The 18,003-nt window shown below is 60.2% G+C and carries 20 protein-coding genes; 10 read left to right on the forward strand and 10 right to left on the reverse strand.

Translation table 11 applies throughout. From position 1 onward, the window contains the following. Positions 1-48: 48 nt before the first annotated feature. Positions 49-1,011 carry a bifunctional 4-hydroxy-2-oxoglutarate aldolase/2-dehydro-3-deoxy-phosphogluconate aldolase gene (gene eda, locus MTP36_RS02330; protein WP_055185509.1) on the reverse strand — a complete coding sequence of 321 codons (963 nt, stop codon included), beginning with the start codon at positions 1,009-1,011 and terminating at the stop codon, positions 49-51. Positions 1,012-1,248: 237 nt separating this feature from the next. Next, a complete protein-coding gene (locus MTP36_RS02335) occupies positions 1,249-2,157 on the reverse strand; it encodes a Cof-type HAD-IIB family hydrolase (RefSeq protein ID WP_249253175.1) in 909 nt (302 codons plus the stop codon). 124 nt (positions 2,158-2,281) lie between these two features. Between MTP36_RS02335 and MTP36_RS02340 the strand changes: the two genes are divergently transcribed. Next, complete coding sequence (locus MTP36_RS02340) at positions 2,282-2,923, forward strand: phosphatase PAP2 family protein (protein WP_249253177.1); 642 nt, start codon at positions 2,282-2,284, stop codon at positions 2,921-2,923. Between the two features lie 123 nt (positions 2,924-3,046). Beyond that, positions 3,047-3,721, forward strand: coding sequence for a GntR family transcriptional regulator (locus MTP36_RS02345; RefSeq protein ID WP_249253179.1), 675 nt, complete (start codon positions 3,047-3,049; stop codon positions 3,719-3,721). 115 nt (positions 3,722-3,836) lie between these two features. On the opposite strand, the gene MTP36_RS02350 is transcribed toward MTP36_RS02345, so the two are convergent. Continuing rightward, complete coding sequence (locus MTP36_RS02350; protein ID WP_249253181.1) at positions 3,837-4,511, reverse strand: hypothetical protein; 675 nt, start codon at positions 4,509-4,511, stop codon at positions 3,837-3,839. 194 nt (positions 4,512-4,705) lie between these two features. Then, the gene (locus tag MTP36_RS02355; protein ID WP_249253183.1) at positions 4,706-5,263 is read right to left on the reverse strand and encodes a TetR/AcrR family transcriptional regulator; all 558 of its coding nucleotides are present in this window, start codon (positions 5,261-5,263) and stop codon (positions 4,706-4,708) included. 347 nt (positions 5,264-5,610) lie between these two features. Here MTP36_RS02355 and MTP36_RS02360 point away from each other — a divergent pair, with 347 nt between their 5' ends. Beyond that, positions 5,611-6,090, forward strand: coding sequence for a cytochrome C (locus MTP36_RS02360; protein ID WP_249253185.1), 480 nt, complete (start codon positions 5,611-5,613; stop codon positions 6,088-6,090). Between the two features lie 71 nt (positions 6,091-6,161). Further along, positions 6,162-6,422, forward strand: coding sequence for a hypothetical protein (locus tag MTP36_RS02365; protein WP_249253187.1), 261 nt, complete (start codon positions 6,162-6,164; stop codon positions 6,420-6,422). A gap of 97 nt (positions 6,423-6,519) precedes the next feature. Here MTP36_RS02365 and MTP36_RS02370 read toward each other — a convergent pair whose 3' ends face one another. From MTP36_RS02370 to MTP36_RS02395, 6 genes are all read right to left on the reverse strand, one after another. Continuing rightward, positions 6,520-7,272 (reverse strand): J domain-containing protein, encoded by a 753-nt coding sequence (locus MTP36_RS02370; RefSeq protein WP_223474680.1) that lies wholly within the window; start codon positions 7,270-7,272, stop codon positions 6,520-6,522. A gap of 87 nt (positions 7,273-7,359) precedes the next feature. Beyond that, positions 7,360-8,205: a DUF5685 family protein gene (locus MTP36_RS02375; RefSeq protein ID WP_249253189.1), complete on the reverse strand. Its 846-nt coding sequence runs from the start codon at positions 8,203-8,205 to the stop codon at positions 7,360-7,362. A 6-nt stretch (positions 8,206-8,211) separates the two neighbouring features. Further along, positions 8,212-8,607 carry a hypothetical protein gene (locus MTP36_RS02380; protein ID WP_097778482.1) on the reverse strand — a complete coding sequence of 132 codons (396 nt, stop codon included), beginning with the start codon at positions 8,605-8,607 and terminating at the stop codon, positions 8,212-8,214. A gap of 157 nt (positions 8,608-8,764) precedes the next feature. Further along, positions 8,765-9,310, reverse strand: a complete 546-nt coding sequence (locus MTP36_RS02385) for a hypothetical protein (RefSeq protein ID WP_249253198.1) — start codon at positions 9,308-9,310, stop codon at positions 8,765-8,767. Beyond that, positions 9,202-11,154 (reverse strand): glycoside hydrolase family 2 protein, encoded by a 1,953-nt coding sequence (locus MTP36_RS02390; protein WP_249253200.1) that lies wholly within the window; start codon positions 11,152-11,154, stop codon positions 9,202-9,204. Before MTP36_RS02390 ends, MTP36_RS02385 begins: the two co-directional genes overlap by 109 nt. 233 nt (positions 11,155-11,387) lie before the next feature. Continuing rightward, positions 11,388-12,008 carry a flavodoxin family protein gene (locus MTP36_RS02395; protein WP_112120923.1) on the reverse strand — a complete coding sequence of 207 codons (621 nt, stop codon included), beginning with the start codon at positions 12,006-12,008 and terminating at the stop codon, positions 11,388-11,390. Positions 12,009-12,196: 188 nt separating this feature from the next. On the opposite strand from MTP36_RS02395, the gene rsmD reads away from it, so the two are divergent. From rsmD to MTP36_RS02425, 6 genes are all read left to right on the forward strand, one after another. Continuing rightward, a complete protein-coding gene (gene rsmD, locus MTP36_RS02400; RefSeq protein ID WP_097778484.1) occupies positions 12,197-12,772 on the forward strand; it encodes a 16S rRNA (guanine(966)-N(2))-methyltransferase RsmD in 576 nt (191 codons plus the stop codon). Continuing rightward, a complete protein-coding gene (locus MTP36_RS02405; RefSeq protein WP_005921047.1) occupies positions 12,769-13,230 on the forward strand; it encodes a hypothetical protein in 462 nt (153 codons plus the stop codon). The genes rsmD and MTP36_RS02405 overlap by 4 nt, the downstream gene beginning before the upstream one ends. A 228-nt stretch (positions 13,231-13,458) precedes the next feature. Beyond that, complete coding sequence (mraZ, locus tag MTP36_RS02410; RefSeq protein ID WP_249253209.1) at positions 13,459-13,878, forward strand: division/cell wall cluster transcriptional repressor MraZ; 420 nt, start codon at positions 13,459-13,461, stop codon at positions 13,876-13,878. A 36-nt stretch (positions 13,879-13,914) separates the two neighbouring features. Beyond that, positions 13,915-14,880, forward strand: coding sequence for a 16S rRNA (cytosine(1402)-N(4))-methyltransferase RsmH (gene rsmH, locus MTP36_RS02415; protein ID WP_249253219.1), 966 nt, complete (start codon positions 13,915-13,917; stop codon positions 14,878-14,880). Between the two features lie 39 nt (positions 14,881-14,919). After that, complete coding sequence (locus MTP36_RS02420) at positions 14,920-15,399, forward strand: hypothetical protein (protein WP_055185494.1); 480 nt, start codon at positions 14,920-14,922, stop codon at positions 15,397-15,399. Between the two features lie 113 nt (positions 15,400-15,512). Continuing rightward, the gene (locus tag MTP36_RS02425) at positions 15,513-17,990 is read left to right on the forward strand and encodes a peptidoglycan D,D-transpeptidase FtsI family protein (RefSeq protein WP_249253229.1); all 2,478 of its coding nucleotides are present in this window, start codon (positions 15,513-15,515) and stop codon (positions 17,988-17,990) included. Positions 17,991-18,003 lie beyond the last annotated feature (13 nt).

The raw sequence follows: 18,003 nt of genomic DNA on the forward strand, positions 1-18,003 counted from the left end.
GGCATACCCGCTGCGGCGGGGCTTTTACGGGTAAAAGGGGACAGGCGCTTATGCCTGCACCAGATGGAAGGCAAAGCCGGCGATCTCGTCTGCCATGTAGCAGGCAACGGTCTTGCCGTTCTTCACGTTCTTGCTGTCCAGATCGAACTTCACGCCACGCTGAGACAGGTGGTAGATGGCGCGGTCCACGTTGTTGCAGCCGATGGCGATGTGGCCATTGGTGCCGCGGCCGGGCTTCTTCATGATCTCGAACTCCTTGTTGCCGACAAAGATGCTGGAGTTGCCGGGAGCGACCTTCATGTTCAGCATAGCGCCGATCAGGTTAGCCACCTTCATGGCCTCCTCCTCGTTGTCGGTGTTGATGCCGACATGCAGCAGCTTCAGGCCCAGCATGGTGTCAACAGCTTCCTTGCTCTGTGCGGTGATCTTTGCCCAGTCACCGGCCTTGATCACATCGCTCTTGCACATCCAGGTGCCGCCCACGGCAAAGATCTGGTCGTAGCCCAGATAATCGTTGACGTTCTTGGCGTTGACGCCGCCGGTGCACATCCAGCGAGCACCCTTCAGGGCAGCGCCGATGTTCTTCAGCATGCCCACGCCGCCGTTTGCCTCAGCGGGGAAGAACTTCAGGGCCTCGCAGCCCATGTTCATGGCCTGCTGCATCTCGCCTGCGGAGCAGGTGCCGGGCATCATGATGCCGCCCTTGGCGATGACGTGCTTGCAGACCTCGGGGTCGAAGCCGGGAGCAACGATAAAGGAAGCACCGGCAGCCATAGCACGGTCGGCCTGCTCGCAGGTCAGAACGGTGCCGGCGCCCAGCAGCATCTCGGGCATCTCCTCGTGGATCTTGCGGATGCACTCTTCAGCACAGGCAGTGCGGAAGGTGACCTCAGCTGCGGGCAGACCGCCCTCAGACAGAGCCTTGCACAGGGGCAGGGCCTCATCAACGCTGTTGAAAGCGATAACAGGGATAATGCCGATCTGATAGACCTTTTCTACGATGGGATTCATAACGCATTTCTCCTTTTATATTTGAACTCTCTCGGTGCGTCGGGTTTGCTCCTGTGGGCGCAATACCCCCATACGCGCTTATGATACTAGTATAAACGAACAGCCTGTCTTTGGTAATGCTCAACAAGCACAATGTTTGGCATAATAGCTTGTATACATTGCACAAAAATGACGAATGACCCGAAAAATTGGGGCAGAAGCCGGTAAAAATGCTGGAAAATTGCTGCAAAAACTGGCTCAGATGCCAAGGGTTTCCAGTATCTCGGCCACGCCGTCGTGGTCGCAGTCGGCCTTGCTGACAAGGTGCGCCAGCGCCCGGATCTCCGGCATACCGTTGGCCATCACAGCGGCCACCCCGGCCTTTTGCAGCATGGCGCGGTCGTTCTCGCTGTCGCCCACCGCAAGAGTGCACGCGTGCGGGACGCCCAGCCGGTCGGCCAGTGCGCGCAGCGCCTCGCCCTTGTCCACACCGGCGGCGGTCACCTCCACGTTTTTCGGCGACCCCTGTACGATCTCCACGCCCGGGACGGCATGAAAGCGGGGCAAGGCAGCCGCAGCCTGCTGCGGGTTTTCAAAAAACACGCAGAGCTTTTCAATGGCAAAGGCGTTGCGGCTCATCCACTCGGCTGCGTCCCGCAGAATGGTAAAGCGGCCATCGTTGGGCTGGCACGCTTCGGTGCCGTCCTTCTTTGCTGCCCGGGCGGCGGCCAGCGCAATGCTGCGGGCATCGGTGCAGGCGTATCCGTCCGAGAAAATGCGCAGGTCGGCGTGGCAGCTCTCACAGACCGCAAAGGCTTCGCGGGCAGTCTCCACCGGCATCAGGCTGTGCAGCAGGCAGACCGGGGTGCTGGTGCTGTGCTCTTTTGCGTTGGAATAGCGGCTGTACACTGCGCCCACGGGGTCGGTGCCCAAGTCCCACACGGCGGCACCGTTGCAGGTGATAACGTAGCGGATGCCGGGCAGCTGCGCCACCTCCGGCGGCAGACTGGCCAGCGGACGGCCAGTGGCGGGCACGATGTACACGCCTTTGTCCACGGCAGCTTGCAGGGCGGCGCGGGTGCGGGGGGTGACGTGCCCCTCGCGGTTCAGCAGGGTGCCGTCCAGATCCAGTGCGACCAGACGGATGGCGGGAAATTCTTGTGGCATGACGTACTCCTTTTATAAATAAGATACAGCTTATTTTTATTGTAGCGCAGGGGCGGCATTTGCGCAAGTGGATGGAATGTGCTATAATAACACGTCAATTCACATAAAAAATAGGAGAAACGACATGAAGCTTGACCAACTGCGCAGCCGGTGCCGCCCGCACCTGTGGTACCAGCTGTACTGGGTGGTGTACCTGATCTGGTTCTTTTGGCTGGATCTCACCGTCACTGCCCCCAAATATATCCTGCACAGCCCGCTGGACGATCTGATCCCCTTCAACGAGTGGTTCGTGATCCCCTATTGCAGCTGGTTTTTGCTGCTGGCGGGGGTGACGGCGGCACTGTGGTGGTGCGATACCGCCAGCTACGATAAGCTTTGCCTGACCATGTTTTCCGGCATGACCTTCTGCCTGATCGTGTACATGATCCTGCCCAACGGGCTGGAACTGCGTCCTGCCGTGGAGACTCTTGGCCGGGATAACCCGGCGCTGCGGATCATGCAGCTGCTGTGGAAGGCGGACGCCGCCGTGAACGTCTGCCCCTCCATCCACTGCCAGAGCTCCGCCTGCATGGCAATGGCTTTCAGCCACAGCAAGCTGGCAGAGGGCAAGCCTCTGCGCAAGGTGCTGGCATGGGCGTGGGCGGCGCTGATCTGCCTTTCCACCGTGTTCACCAAGCAGCACTCGGTCATTGACGTGGCCTGCGGCTTGGCGGTAGCTTTTGTGTGGCTGCCGGTGGTGTACCGCCCGGCGCGGGCACTTCATTGAACAAAATAGCAAAAAAATGTCCGCAATTTTCAGTTGCTCCTGCTATTGACAGTTACCCGGCAGTTGGGTAATATGGTCGTATACTAGTATATCACCAACTGACCCCGAAGGGAGAACACTGCAATGGCATCTTTGAGTGCGAGGGAACAGGCGTATCAGACCATCCGCAGCCGGATCATCACCATGGAGCTGAAGCCCGGCGACCCCCTGAACGACAGGGAACTTGCGGAGCAGATGGGCATCAGCCGCACCCCCATGCGGGAGGCACTGATCATGCTCAACATTGCCCACATGGTGGACATCAAGCCGCAAAGCGGTACCCATGTGGCGCCCATCGACCTGAAGCGGATGGAGCTGGAGCAGTTTGCCCGCTTTACGCTGGAAAAAGAGATCTTGAACCGCGTGCGCGGCCGCTTGACAGAGCAGCAGGAGCAGGAGTACCGGCAGGTCATTGAGAACTACCGCCTGCTGGAAGCCGACCTGACCCAGCCGAACCGGGAGACCCGCCTGCTGGAACTGGACAACCAGTTCCACCGCAAGGCCTTTGAGATCACCGGCATGGAGGCGCATTTTGACCACATGCTGGGTGAGCTGCAGCACGTGGAACGTATCCGCAAGTTCAGCTTGCAGACCAACGAGAACAAATCCGTCTGTGCTGCCCACACCCGCATTCTGGAAATGGTGCTGCACGGCACCGCCGATGAACTGGGCGAGGCGCTGGAAAGCCACCTGAACCGCTATAAGCTCTCGGTGGAGCAGGCTCGCAGCGTCCACCCGGAGTATTTCACCGAGGAGTGAAAAGAAATTGTTTAAATGTGGAGCCACATTTATTTATACAATATAAAAAGCCCGCCGACAGAGCAGTGCATCGCTGTCTGTCGGCGGGCTTTCTGTTAAGCAGCAGGGAAAAAGGTTAGTTCTGCTTGCCGGCCTCAGCCTTCATGGCGTTGTAGCCGATGAGCACGGTCCAGACGTAGGCGCAGGTCTTGGGGATCATCAGCATACCGATCATGGGGTTCACGTCTGCCCACAGGACAACGGGAATATAGAAGCCGAAGCTCAGCACGATGGTCAGCCACATCCAGCGGAAAGCCTTATCGTTGTTCTGCTTGGCGCTGCGGTAGAACAGCACGATGATCAGCAGACCCAGCAGGGCAAAGGGCACATTGCGCAGGATGCCCCATGCCAGCGGGGTGTGGTTGGTGAGCCACTGGTTCTGCGGCATCATGCACAGCACGATGCGCACAGCGGACAGGGTGTACACCGCGACAGTCATGTTCTTCTGACCCTCGATCTGGTAGCGCTTGCGCCAGACGTAGTACAGCAGCACATAGAACACGGTCATAGTCACAGAGGTGATCCACTTGCCTAGACCCAGCGGCACAGCGTAGTTTTCCAGACCGGTGGTGCACAGCGCCAGTGCGCGGGGCACCAGATGGAAGGAGTCGCCAGCGCCCAGCACAACGGCCATCAGGCCGAACAGGCGGAACTGGGTGCCAGCCTTGCTGCCGCGGATCATGCGGATGCCAACCGTGAGCACGGTGACCAGATAGAAGATGTCGAAAACAGTTTCAATAACAGCTCTCATACGTTTGTCTCCTTTATTTGTTTTGATTGCAGTTTTTTGATTTTACAGTGAACCGGCGCGGCAGAGCCGTACCGGAGGCATCGTAGGGAAAAGGGCTTGCAGTAGTATGGTCTGCGGGGCGCAAAAACCAAATTGAACTATGTTCATATTCGGGCTTAAAAAAACTCCCACAAGGCTTGTGGGACGTTTTTTGCTTAATAAATGGTTCTGCGCACGATCTCCAGCACCGCAGAGGGGTCGAAGCTCTGCTGCACCACCGCAGACAGCATCAGGGAGAACAGGATGCCCGCAAACTGTTCCGGGGTAAACTGCTCGGTAAAAGCACCCGGACGGACTTTGGCATCGTGGCGCAGCACGTTGCACAAAGCATCCAGAATGTGCTGCCATGTCTGCCGCATCTGCTGCTTGCCGTCGTCCGTATCCTGCTGCACAAAACCCAGCGCGTGGTGTGTGAAGAAGCCGGGATACTGCTGGCAGCCGTATTCCATCTGCCGGTACATCCACCGGATGCAGGACAGGGTGTCCTGAAACACGGCTTTGTCCTCCGGGTGGTGGAAGATGTCGTTCCAGATGCTTTCCACGGCCGCGCTTACCAGCTCAGTCTTGGAGCCGAAGTAGTTATAGATGCAGCCTACGGAGACCCCGCAGGCGGCCGCGACCGCACGGATGTTGACCGCTGCCCAGCCGTTTTGCTGGATCAGCTCCCGGCTGGTTTTCAAGATGTCCGCTTTGGATGTTGCCATTGGATTCATACACTCACCCTCCAACATGAACAACGTTCACGATGCACAGTATACAGCGACAGTTGGCTGCTGTCAAGGGGAAAATAAAATTTTTGGTAGCTCTATTTCGCCGTCTGCACAGCGGCAGGAAACGAAAGCTGCATATATGCAACCTGTTTCATGTTTCTGCCACCTAAAATGTGCCAAATTCATGTCAAAATGGTAACAGTTCTTGTTTTATCGTTGATTTTTGACGAAAAAAGCTTGCTTTTTTTGTCAATGTGCGTATAATAAGAGAACATCAGCCCAACCAAGGCAGTTGGTATGCTGCCGGGGGGTCTGAAACCAGAAAAAAGAAGAAAAAGGAGAAAATCCCTATGAAGCTCAAGACTGTTGCAATTGCCGCTGCCGCTCTGGCACTGGCTGTTGGCATGACCGCCTGCGGCGGCTCTGCCTCTACCGCTGCATCCTCCACCGCATCCTCTGCTGCTGCTTCTTCCGAAGCTGCTTCTTCCGAGGCTGCTTCCTCTGAGGCCGAGGCTACTTCTGCCGAGTACACCGTGTACAACACCACCGGCAGCAAGGTGACTGAGCTGTACCTGTACGATGCAGGCTCTGAGGACAAGGGCGAGAACCTGGCAGGCGAGGGTCTGGCTGACGGCGAGAGCGTCGTCATCACCCGCGATGTCGAGGCTGACAAGCAGGCTGACGTTGTCTACGTTCTGGAGTTCACTACCGAGGACGGCAACACCCAGAGCTTTGACACCCTGCACTACGAGGTGGCTCCCATCTCTCTGAAGAGCGTGGACGCCGCTGCCGGTGCTACCGCTATTGCTTTCGAGGCTCCCCAGAAGTAAGAGCAAACCCTTACATTCGCAAACAGAAAAAGGCTGCTGCACCGTGCGTGCAGCAGCCTTTTTTTGGCAGAGTGGACGATTTGAAATGGCTTCCGCTGCGCTTTAGCCATTTTCAGCGGAAAAATTATTTTAAATTTCGGGATATCGGAACGCCTGCGGGCGTTCCGATATCCCATTTTCACAGAAGGGGTCGTGAAGGAAAACTGCCTGTCAACCGTTGCGCTCTTCCCCATGAAAAAGAGCGAGAACGCTATCCGCAGCGCCGCGCTTTCGCAGAAAGCGGCGCTGCAAATGCCGTTTACCGCTACGACCCCTTCCTCGTGAAAAAGTAAATCGGGAAAATCCGCAGATTTTCCCGATTTACAAATAAAAATATTCTTTCCGCTAATTATGCGCAAAGCGAACGCGGAGCGCATTCAAATCGTTCTATCACATACGGAACCCACGGAAGCCCCAGCCGCCGCAGCAGCAGTTGCACAGCAGGTTCAGCAGGATCATGCTCCAGCACCAGCGCAAAAGCCCGCCGGGCTGGGCGTAGGTGGTCTGGGTGCGGTAGGTCTGGCCGGGGTTCTGCATCCGGCGCAGATGCATCTGGTACTCGGTGTTGTTCGGGTCCAGCTGCACGGCGCGGCGGGCGTCCTGCAAAGCGTCCACACTTTTGCCAAGCCCCTGATTGGCCAGCGAGGAGAGGTAGTACCACCGCGCATTGCGGCCGGTCATGCCGTCCAGCACCCGGCGCGCTTCGGCGTAGCGGCCATTGGCCACAAAGTTGCGGGCGGCCTGCATCTCCGGGGTGTCGGTGCCGGAGGCGCTGGGCCCGGCCTGCTGATAGCCGCCAAAGCCAAAACCGAAGCCAAAGGGGTCGAAGCCTTCAAACCCGTCAAAGCCATCAAAGCCGGTGTAGCCGTAGTTCTGCTGCCCATAGCCTTGCTGACCATAGCTCTGCCGGTTGTAGCCCTGCTGCTGGTAGCCGCCGTAGGGGTTGCCGCCCATCTGGGGGCCGGTATCGCCCTTGGTAATGGCATCGTAGGCAGCCTGCACCTCCTTGAAGTGCTCCTCGGCCGTGGGGTCGTTGGGGTTCAAATCCGGGTGCCAGCGCTTGCACTTGGCGCGGTATGCTTTTTTGATCTCGTCGTCGCTTGCGCCGCGCTGAACGCCCAGCACCTCATAGGGATCTCTCATGCTCGGTATACTTCCTCACTCATTATACTGACGGTACAGCACCGCTGCACCGCATCCGTTTTATTTTACCGGAACATCGGCACAAAATCAAGACGCATCGGGCTTTCCGGTGCGTTTTGCGTTTTTGCAGTTGTATTTCAGCCACACGCCGGAATACAGGATGTTGCGCAGCAGGTCCGCGTCCTCCACGCAGGGCAGACGCTCAAAGTTCTGCGCGCAGCGTGCCAGCAGCAGCTCGAAGATGTCCAGCATCTCTTCCTCGTAGTCCGGGTGGGTGCTCAACTCCCGCAGGGGATTGTATGCGCCCCGGCGCTTGTCGCGGGGCAGGTCGTCGTAGGCGTCCAGCAGGTAGATGAACTTGCCCAGATGGAAGCCGATGCTGCGCAGCTCCGGTGCCCAGCGGTCCTGCCGGTAGTCGAACAATTCCGCCATCAGGGTGCCGAAGCAGCCGGACACCGCGTCAAGGTCGGTGCTGCCGGCGGCCTCGTACTCGGCAAGCTTGGCAAGACACGCACGGATGGCATTGCACTGACGCGGCCAGCGCAGAGCGGCCTCGGCGGTGCTGTTGTCCAGCAGGGTGCTGTAGCCCAGCGCCAGCAGATTATGGTCATCCTGCCATTTGTCCTGTGCATTATAGTAGTGCAGCGCCACGCTCAGGTCGGCGCAGTAGTCGGTGGGGTCGGCACTGCGCCAAAGTACACCGTGTACCGGGTGGATGGGGCAGCGGCTGATGCCGCTGTCTGCGGGGGTCTCGCCCTCGTACAGGCTGCACAGCAGAATGTTTAAAAAGGTCAGGTCATAACTCAGACTGAACCGTCCCCGCAGCCCATGCAGAGCATCAATGCGGCGGCACAGCCCGCAGTAGGCTGAGCGGTAGCGGCTCTGCGCCTCGGGGCTGAGGCTGGCCCGATCCGGGATCACATATCCGAACATGGCGGCTCAGCTCTTTTTGATGAACTGGGTGCCGCAGCGGGGGCAGGAGATCTGGATGCGCCCGCGTCCCCGGGGCACCCGCAGCTTCTGGCGGCACTGGGGGCAGCGGTAGTAGTGGTACAGCTTGCGGTTGGCCCACTGCTCCTTCAGGCCGCGGAACTTGTTGCTGAACCGGTCCTTCAGGCTGTAAAAGCGGTAGTTCTCCTCGGTGCGCTTGGAGATATTGCGGCTCAGGCTGCGGTAGTAGCACAAAATCAGCAGTGCCGCGCCCAGCCATGTGAACAGGGAAACGCGGGTGAGCAGCGATACCAGCAGCATCACGATGGAGCTCATGCTCAAAAACTGGTTCAGGCCATCGGTGCCGTAGCGCCCGATCATGAATTGACGGAATTTTTCTCTCATGGGTTTTCGCATCCTTTTCTCTGGGGCTTTACATACGGAAACGCAGGGCAGCAGCGCCGCCCTGCGGAATACTTTGTACCTCTAGAATATCAGCCAACCATGATAAAATTTTGAACAGACTGCAAATCTATCATGAAAGGACGGACTTTAAGTGAGTCTACCCTTCCCGGCTGCGCACGGTGAGCACTGCTTCGGTGTCCAGCGCGCCTTCCATGCGGCAGTGCAGCACGGCGCGTCCGGCCTCGCCAGTGGTGGCAAGGTAGGTGCCCGCCATGCCGCCCCGCAGGGGCACCACGCTGGGACCCAGAATTTTCAGCGGCCCTTCCACGGACAGGCAGACGGCCTCGCCGCAGTAGGGCAACAGGTTGCCGTTCTGGTCGATGGCGCGCAGGCTGACGGCGGCGCAGTCCCATGTGGGGCCATCGGTCAGCAGGGGGTTGTGCACAGTGCACTCCAGCCGGACGCTCTGCACTGGCTCTCGCACCACGGTGCGGACGGCGCGGCCATGCCACACCGCCTCGAACCGGTACACCGGCGCGGAGCTGCCCAGCACACCGATGTATTTATAATACATTCGCATCAGCTCGTTCCAGCTCAGCCGCAGCGAGAGCATCCGCGCCTTGGAAAGGGGCGAAAGCGCCATGGCGTCCCGCCGCAGCTCATTGAGGATGGCGGCGACCTGTGCGCCGGTGGCGTGATCCATGCCCTCATACTTTTCCAGCAGCGAGCCGACAAAATCATTGATCTCGATGGGCGGGTGGGGCAGGGCGGCAAAGCGTCCCGGCGGTCGGGGCCAAACTCGGCCACAAAGTCGTTGCCACGGTACAGCCGCACGCTCTCGGCGTTGGTGAACACCCAGCAGGCGGCGGCTGCGCCGCCGGGCAGGTCGCCCAGCGTCATGGCAGAGGAGACCTCCAGCACGATGTCGGAGGGTGCACGGGGCGTTTTCTGGCTGGCGTAGACGGCGGCAGAGAGTTTCGGGTTGCGGAACAGATCCATAACACCATGGTAGCAGATGCGGTCGCCGCTGCCGAATTCCCGGTGGGTGTTGTAGTCGGTCATGCACCAGCCAAAGCTGCCCGCCACGCCCGGCTGGGCAATGCTGTCGTTCAGCACGGCGGCGTGGTGCAGCGCCTGCACCAGACGGTGAGGTTCATCGTCAAAGGGCTTGGCGGGGAAGTTCTGTCCGCCGAACTCGCTGATGAGGTAGCCCTTGCGGGTGTCGGGAGTCACGGCGGCGCGATTTTCGCAGCCTGTACCGCGTCCGGCGTAGGAATAATCGTTGTAGGCGTACACGTCCTCCAGCAGCTGGCTCTTGCGGGTGCTGCGGGTGCCCGCCGTGGGGCGGGTGGGGTCCAGCCGGTGGATGGCCTCGTTGGTGCGCTTATAAAAGGCTTCGTTGTCGGGGCTGCCGCTGATGCGTGCACCCCACAAAAAGATGCTGGGATGATTGCGGTACTGGCACACCATCTCCCGGCAGTTCTGCAGCGCCTGCGCCTGCCAGACCTCATCGCCGATGTGCTGCCAGCCGGGCATTTCGGGGAACACCAGCAGACCCAGCTCATCGCAGGCGTCCAGAAACGCCGGGCTGGGGGGCGCATAGCAGGTGCGCACGGCGTTGCAGCCCAGCTCCTTTTTCAGCAGCTGGGCGTCCAGCCGCTGGATGCTGTCCGGCATGGCGTAGCCCTGATAGGGGTAGCTCTGGTGCCGGTCAAGGCCACGCAGCTCCACCCGCTGGCCGTTCAGGTACAGCCCGCCTGCCACGAACTGCACGGTGCGGAAGCCGAACCGCACGGTCTTTTCGTCCAGCACCCGGTCAGGCAGACCGCCGGTGCCGGGGCGGATGAGCCGCACGGTCAGGGTGTACAGGGTGGGGTGCTCTAAGCTCCACGGGTGCACGTTGTTCAGTGTGCCGGTGATGGGCAGGGAAAGCTCGCCGCTGTACACCGCCCGGCTCCCGGCGGGGCTGCGGATCTCGGCCTGCAGGGTGCAGCCGACCGTCTCGCCTACGGTGGCGGTGTAGATGCGGAAATCGCCCTCCGCCTTTGCTTCAATGAACACGTCCCGCAGGTAGGCGGGCTCCTTGATATCCAGACTGACGGCGCGGTAGATGCCGCCGTAGGTCAGCGCATCCAGCTGCCCACCGAAGGGCGGGATGTTCAGATCCTCCCGGCTGTCGCAGCGCACAGCCACCACGTTTTTTTGTCCCAGACGCAGCGCGTCGGTCAGGTCCACCGTAAAGGCGGTATAGCCGCAGCCATGGTGGAACACCCGCCGCCCGTTGCAGAACACAGTGGCGTCGTGCGCCACCGCCCCGAAGGTAAGCAGCACGGTGCGGCCCAGCCACTCCTTGGGCGCAAAAAACTCCCGCCGGTAGCCGCACAGGCGCTGGTAGTCGTTCTCATTGCAGTAGTTATAAGGCAGGGGCTTGACCGCGTGGGGCAGCCGCACCGGGGTAAGGGAAAGCTCCGGGCACGCCGGGCGCACCAGCGCCGGGTCAAAGGTGGGGGTGAACAGCCAGCCCTCGTTCCAATCGTAGTGTTCCATAGCAGGATCTCCGTCTGAGTGATATGCTTATAGAGGTATGGTATCACAAAGTTATGAACGAAAAAAGCATTCGCACCCCTTTTGTGCCGGAACAGCAGAAATTTTGCTGCGCTGCGAAAGCCGCCGATGGCAGGTTGCCCAAGAAATGCTTGGAAAAATTGTATAAAATCGCCCATAGAAATGGAGCCCCGGAACGCCAGCGGCGTTCCGGGGCTCCAAAATTTATTTTTCCCTCAGCGGATAAAGTTGGTCATGGGGCGGGGCGGGTTCTGCGGGTGGTCGATGCCGGCGGCCTTACCGGCCTCGATGCAGCGCAGCAGCCATGCCATGTTGCGGCCAAGCTCCTGCATCACGGCGCAGCCCTCGGCGTCCTGCAGCACCTGCTCGGGGTTGGAGCCGTGCACCATGGCCCAGTAAGAGCCATTGACCAGCGGCATGTGGAAGAACTGGGGGTACTTGACCAGCTGGTCAAGAGTAGAGGTGGTACCGGCGCGGCGGGCAGAGCAGCAGACGGCGGCGGGCTTATAGGCCAGATACTTGCCGCCCGCGTAGGCCAGACGGTCCATAAAGCTGGCCATGTTGCCCGCAGCGGAGGCGTAGTGCACCGGGCTGCCGAACACGAAGGCGTCGGCGGTCTTTGCCTTCTCAATGGCTTCGTTGACCACGCCGCCGAACACGCATCCGTTGCCGCTGCGGCAGCCGCCGCAGCCGATGCAGCCGCCCACGGGCTGACCGCCGACGTGCAGGATCTCGGTCTCGATGCCCTGTGCCTTCAGTTCCCCGGCGATAAGGGAAAGGGCGGTGTAGGTGCAGCCCTTCTCGTGGGGGCTGCCGTTGATGAGCAGAACTTTCATGCTGTATACTCTCCTTTGCTGAAATGCGCCGTAAAATGCGCAATATTGCTGCTATGATTGTAGCACAAAGCCGCCCGCAGCGCAATGCGGGCTCTTGACAATGCTATGCAGTTGGGAGATAATAAAGGATACGAAAGAGTTCAAACTGGCTGCCGCGGGGGCGGCAGCTACGGCAAGGAGGTAACATCATGCGCGTGATCGCAGGAGAAGCCCGGGGCCGCAGGCTGGAAGCACTGCCCGGCACCGATGTCACCCGCCCCACCCTCTCGCAGGTGAAGGAGGCGATGTTCAGCATCGTACAGTTCGACCTGCCCGGGGCACGGGTGCTGGATCTGTACGCCGGCAGCGGCCAGCTGGGCATCGAGGCGCTGAGCCGGGGTGCGGCCCGGTGCGTCTTTCTGGACGAGAACCGGGAGGCTGTAAGCATCGTGATGCGCAACTGCAAGGCCTGCGGCGTGTTCGACCGCAGCCGGGTGAATATCGGCGAGGCTGCGCGGTTCTTATCGGCCTGCCGGGAGCAGTTCGATCTGGTGCTGCTGGACCCGCCCTTCCGCGGCGGCACGCTGGAAAAGATCCTGCCGGCCGTGGAAAAGTGCGTTGCCCCCGGCGGCATCGTGCTATGCGAGAGCGAAACAGGCATCGTGCTGCCCGCGCAGGCGGGCAGTCTGACCCTGCAAAAACAGTATAAATACGGCAAGGTGCTGCTGTGGAAGTACACAAAGCCCATGCAGCCCGCCGCTGAGCAGGAGGGAGAAGCCTTATGAACGTGAACGAGCTTTTGGATACCATTGAGGATGCACTGGAGGAGAGCGCAAATGTGCCCCTTTCCGGCGGCAAGCGCATCGTGGATGTGGAGCAGATCCGGGATTATCTGGACGAGGTGCGGGCCGCGCTGCCCGGCGAGCTGCGGCAGGCGCAGCAGATCGTGAACGACCGGGCACAGATCGTGGACAGCGCTAACGCACAGGCACAGGCCATTGTGAAAAAGGCCGAGGAGCGCGCCCGCATTCTGGTCAGCGACGCCGAGATCGTCAAGGCCGCCCAGCAGCGTGCTTCTGAGATCACCTCCGCAGCCCAGACCGAGGCACGCACCCTGCGCCAGACCGTGACCGACTACTGCGAGAATATGCTGCGCACCACCGAGGATACCATGGTGGAAAACGCCGCACAGGTCAAAAACATCCGTAACAGCCTGCGCCAGAACGCCAAGAAAAACGGCTGATAACGGTCAACTTTCCACACAAATTCCACACATTGCGGAAAATGCAGTCCCTGTGAGCAAAAATGACGGCTCACAGGGACTTTTTTTGTGGATTTTTGCGGCCAAAAGCCGCCCGAAAACCCTTGCATTCACGGGTCTGATTTGCTACAATAAACATGTATCGGTGGGGCAAAGTGGGTAAAAGTAGGGCACACGCCCTGCAAACGCCCCTGAAAGGGGGAGCAGCGCGTGTTTTTTGGCCGTTATGATTACACCATCGACGCCAAGGGGCGGCTGAACTTCCCCGCAAAATTCCGCGATGCCATGGGCGAGAGCTTTGTGGTGCTGGAATGGGTGGACAACTGCCTGTTCGCACTGCCCATGGAAGAAGTGGAGCGGCTGGCGGACAAGCTGGAAAGCGATGAACTGATGGACAGCTGGGCCATCTCCGGCGATCTGTTCAGCACCGCCTGCGAGGTAGCGCCGGACAAGCAGGGACGCATCCTGCTGCCCGCCGAGCTGCGCGCCTACGCCGGGCTGGAAAAGGACGTGACCATCATCGGCAACCGCAACCACGCCGAGATCTGGGCCACCAAGGTCTGGAACGCCCGCCGCGCCGCCGTGACCAACGACCAGCGCGCCGAGCGGCTGCGCAAGCTGCACCTCTGATGCAAAAAACTAAAACCGAGAAAGGAGGCCGTGCCAATGGCCTTTGAAGAACAGCAGCCCTTTGACCCGGCCTCGTTTGAGCATATCCCCGTTTTGCTGAACGAGTGCCTGACAGGGCTTGCCATCGACCCGGCGGGCACCTATCTGGACGGCACCGCTGGCGGCGCGGGACATTCCCGCCAGATCGCCCTGCGGCTGGACGCCGCCAAGGGCGGCAGGCTCATCTCGCTGGATCAGGACCCGGATGCGGTGCAGACCGCGCGCTCCCGCCTTGCCGGGCTGCCTGCCACCGTGGTGCAGATCAATTTCCGCTATGCGGGGCAGGCGCTGGAGCAGCTGGGCATTGAGAAGATCAACGGCGCATTGCTGGATCTTGGCGTTTCCAGCCACCAGCTGGACGATGCCGCACGGGGCTTTTCCTACCGGGCAGATGCACCGCTGGATATGCGCATGAGCCAGCAGGGCGAGACCGCTGCAGACCTTGTGAATACCGAGAGCCGCGAAGAACTGGCCCGCATCCTGCGGGATTACGGCGAGGAGCCCTATGCGTGGCAGATCGCGGGAAAGATCGTGGAGGCGCGGGAAACTGCTCCCATCCTGACCACCCTGCAGCTGGCAGATATCGTAGCAAGCGCCATGCCTCCGGCAGAGCGCCGCAAAAACAAAAACCCCTCCCGCCGCACCTTTCAGGCACTGCGCATTGCAGTGAACCACGAACTGGACGCGCTGGAAGAGGGCTTGGATACCATTTTCGATCACCTTGCACCGGGCGGCCGGTTGTGCGTGATCACCTTCCACTCTCTGGAGGACCGGCTGGTCAAGAACAAGTTCCGCCGCTGGTCCACAGCCTGTACCTGCCCGCCGGAGTTTCCGGTGTGTGTATGCGGAGGCAAGGCAAAGGCAAAGCTTATCACCCGCAAACCCATTGAAGCTAATACGCAGGAGTTAGAGGAGAACCGGCGCAGCCGTTCTGCCCACCTGCGTGTACTGGAAAAATGCTGAGATGCCGGAAGCACCGGCATCGTGAGGAGGAGAGGAATCATGGGTCAGCCAGCATACGATCGTAACGCGGTGCGCCGCCGCAGGGCACCGCAGCCCCAGCGCAAAGCAAACCTGCGGGTAGCAAAGGGCGGCAAGCGGCGGTTGAACCCGCTGCAGGCCGCCGTACATAACGCCATGAATCTGGTGGCAGCAGCACTGCTGGTGGGCTTTGCCATCAGCCTGCTGTGGAGCGAGGCACAGCTGGTGGAGCTGAACGACCAGATCCAATCCACTAAGGCGCAGCTGGTCAGCGAGCAGAGCCAGTATACCTACTACAACAGCACTCTGAACAGCAAGACCAACATTGCCAGCGTGGAGGAGACCGCAGGGCGGCTGGGTCTGATGAAAGTAGACCCCAGCCAGATCACCTACATCCGCTTGGGGGAGAGCGGCGCACTGGTGCGCCGGGAATCCACCGTGCGGCAATGGACCGACTTTTTGTACACCGGTGCGGTGAACATTCTGGGCACCGTGAGATAACCGAAAAAAGCGTGCGGCAGCGCACGCTTTTTTCGGTTTATGGACACCGCAGTCTGAACAAATAACAGCGCAGGGCGTGCGGAATGCAGTGCACGCCCCGCAGGAGAGAACCAATGCAAGAACCTTTCCGTAACAAAAAAAGCAGGGGCTACCGCCTGCGTCCGGCCACCGGACGGGATCGGCTGGACAGCCGGGTGCGGCGGCTTTGCAGCCGTCTGGGCATCCTTGCGGTGGTGGTGGCAGCAGCCATCGTTATCCGCAGCCTGTATAATATCCAGATCATCCACGGAGCCGAGTACCGCCAGTACGCCGCCCAGCAGCAGCTGCTGGATACCACCATCAAGGCCACCCGCGGCGAGATCTATGATGCTTCCGGTATCACCCTTGCCTCTACCAGCGTGGTGTGGACCATCTGGGCAGACCCCAGTTACAGCAGCATCCTTTATACCAGCAAGACCAATGATGACGACACCGTGACAAAAACGCTGGACCCCGCCATGTGTGCCGAGGTGAGCCGGGAGCTGACGTTGCGTCTGCTCTCCGGGGACGGCGAGAGCATGGACAGCGTGGACACCTCCTCGGCAGAGTACCAGCAGCAGTACCAGACCGTTTACGATGCACTTTCCCGGCTGGATTCTTCCTACGTCACCCTTGCCACCAAGGTGAACAACGCGGTGAAGCTTTCCATTGAAAAGTACGTTGCCAGCTTCAACAAGGCGCACAAAAAGGCTACCGACACCTCCCGCAAGGGGCGCATCTCAGTGTCCTCGGAAAAGAGCTTCCAGCGCAACTACCCCTACGGCGCCTTTGCCGCAGCGGTGCTGGGCTTTACGGATGCGGATGGCGTTGGCACCTACGGACTGGAAAAATCCTACCAGTCCACCTTAGCCGGTGTGGATGGCCGCACCATCACCCAGCGCAACGCGGTGGGCAACGCCATTGCAGACGCCAACGCCACCACCTTTGCCGCCAAGGACGGCTCCAATCTGGTGCTGTCGCTGGACGTGAATGTGCAGGAGATCGCGGAGCGGTACCTGAACGAAGCCATTGCAGCCAATACGGTAGAAAACCGCGGCTGCGCCATTGTGATGAATGTCAAGACCGGTGCCATCCTTGCCATGGCCTCCAAACCCGACTTTGACCCCAACGACCCGCTGAACTACACCGCCAACGAGGCTTATCTCAACGAGCTGGTGCACGCAGAGCCGGAGCTTTACGGCGTCTATAAAAAGGACGCCGACGGCAACTACATCACCGATGAACAGGGCAACAAAATTCTGGACGAGGAAGCGGACTATTCCGGCTACTACCGGGATATCCTGTGGAAAAACAAGGCCATCACCGAACTGTACTACCCGGGCTCTGTGTTCAAGGTCATCACCTCTGCCATGGGCATCGACTCCGGCGTGGCGACCATGAACACCACCTTTACCTGCTCCGGCGCTTACGGCGTAGCCAAGGAGACCTACCACTGCGCCGGACGCAAGACGCACGGCCTGCTCAATATGGCCGAGGCGCTGCGCAAGAGCTGCAACATCTACTACATCCAGCTGGGGCAGCGCGTCGGCTCGCAGCAGTTCTATAACTACTTCGATGCTTTTGGCTTTACCGCCCGCACCGGCGTAGATCTGCCCAGCGAGACTAACTTTATGCAGTACTACCGCGCCGACCAGCTGGGCGAGGTGCAGCTGGCGTCCTCCTCCTTCGGTCAGGCCATGGCCATCACCCCGCTGCAGATGTGCACCGCCATTGCAGCCACCGTCAACGGCGGGTATCTGGTCACCCCCCATGTGGTGGATAAGATCACCGATGCCAACGGCAACGTCATTCAGGAGATCGGCGCAAACGTGCGCCGTCAGGTCATCAGTCAGAGCGCCAGCGAGGTCATCCGGGAGATGATGGAGTACGAGGTGGGCAACGGTACCGGCGGCGGCAAAAACGCCTATGTGTCCGGCTACCGCATCGGCGGCAAGTCCGGTACCTCCGAGCAGCTGAATATGCACCGCCGCGCCGACGGCGACTATAAAAAGGTGGCCTCCTTTGTGGCAGTGCTGCCCGCCAACGACCCGGAAATTCTGGTCTACGTCATGCTGGACGACCCCAACAACGCCCGGACGGACTATTCCTCCATCCTTGCAGCCCCTGTGGCGGGCAATATCATCAGTGAGGTGGCTCCCTATCTTGGCATCGCCACCGACGGCGAGGACCGCAGCGGCACCATCGTCACCGTGCCGAACCTTGTGGGCACCGAGTGGAGCAACGCGCAGGTGAGCCTGAATATTCAGGGCCTGAAGCATCAGCTGCAGGAGAGTCAGAGCAGCCAGTCTGCTGCCCCGGTCACCTACCAGTACCCCCACGCGGGCGCAAAGGTGCCCTACGGCACCACCATCTACCTGTATACCGATACCTACGAGGGCAGCCGCACCGAGGTGCCGGATGTGACAGGCAAGAGCCCGGACTTTGCCCGCCAGATGCTGAGCGCCGCCGGGCTGAACTGCGTGGTGGAGGGCAGCGGCACGGTGCAGGCGCAAAGCGCCGAGCCCGGCTCCAGCGTGCAGCGCGGCACCATCATCACCCTGACCTGTGGGTAAAACAGCTTTTTCG

Origin of the sequence: Faecalibacterium sp. I4-1-79 (assembly GCF_023347235.1) — a bacterium.
In the GTDB taxonomy this organism is placed as follows: domain Bacteria; phylum Bacillota; class Clostridia; order Oscillospirales; family Ruminococcaceae; genus Faecalibacterium; species Faecalibacterium tardum.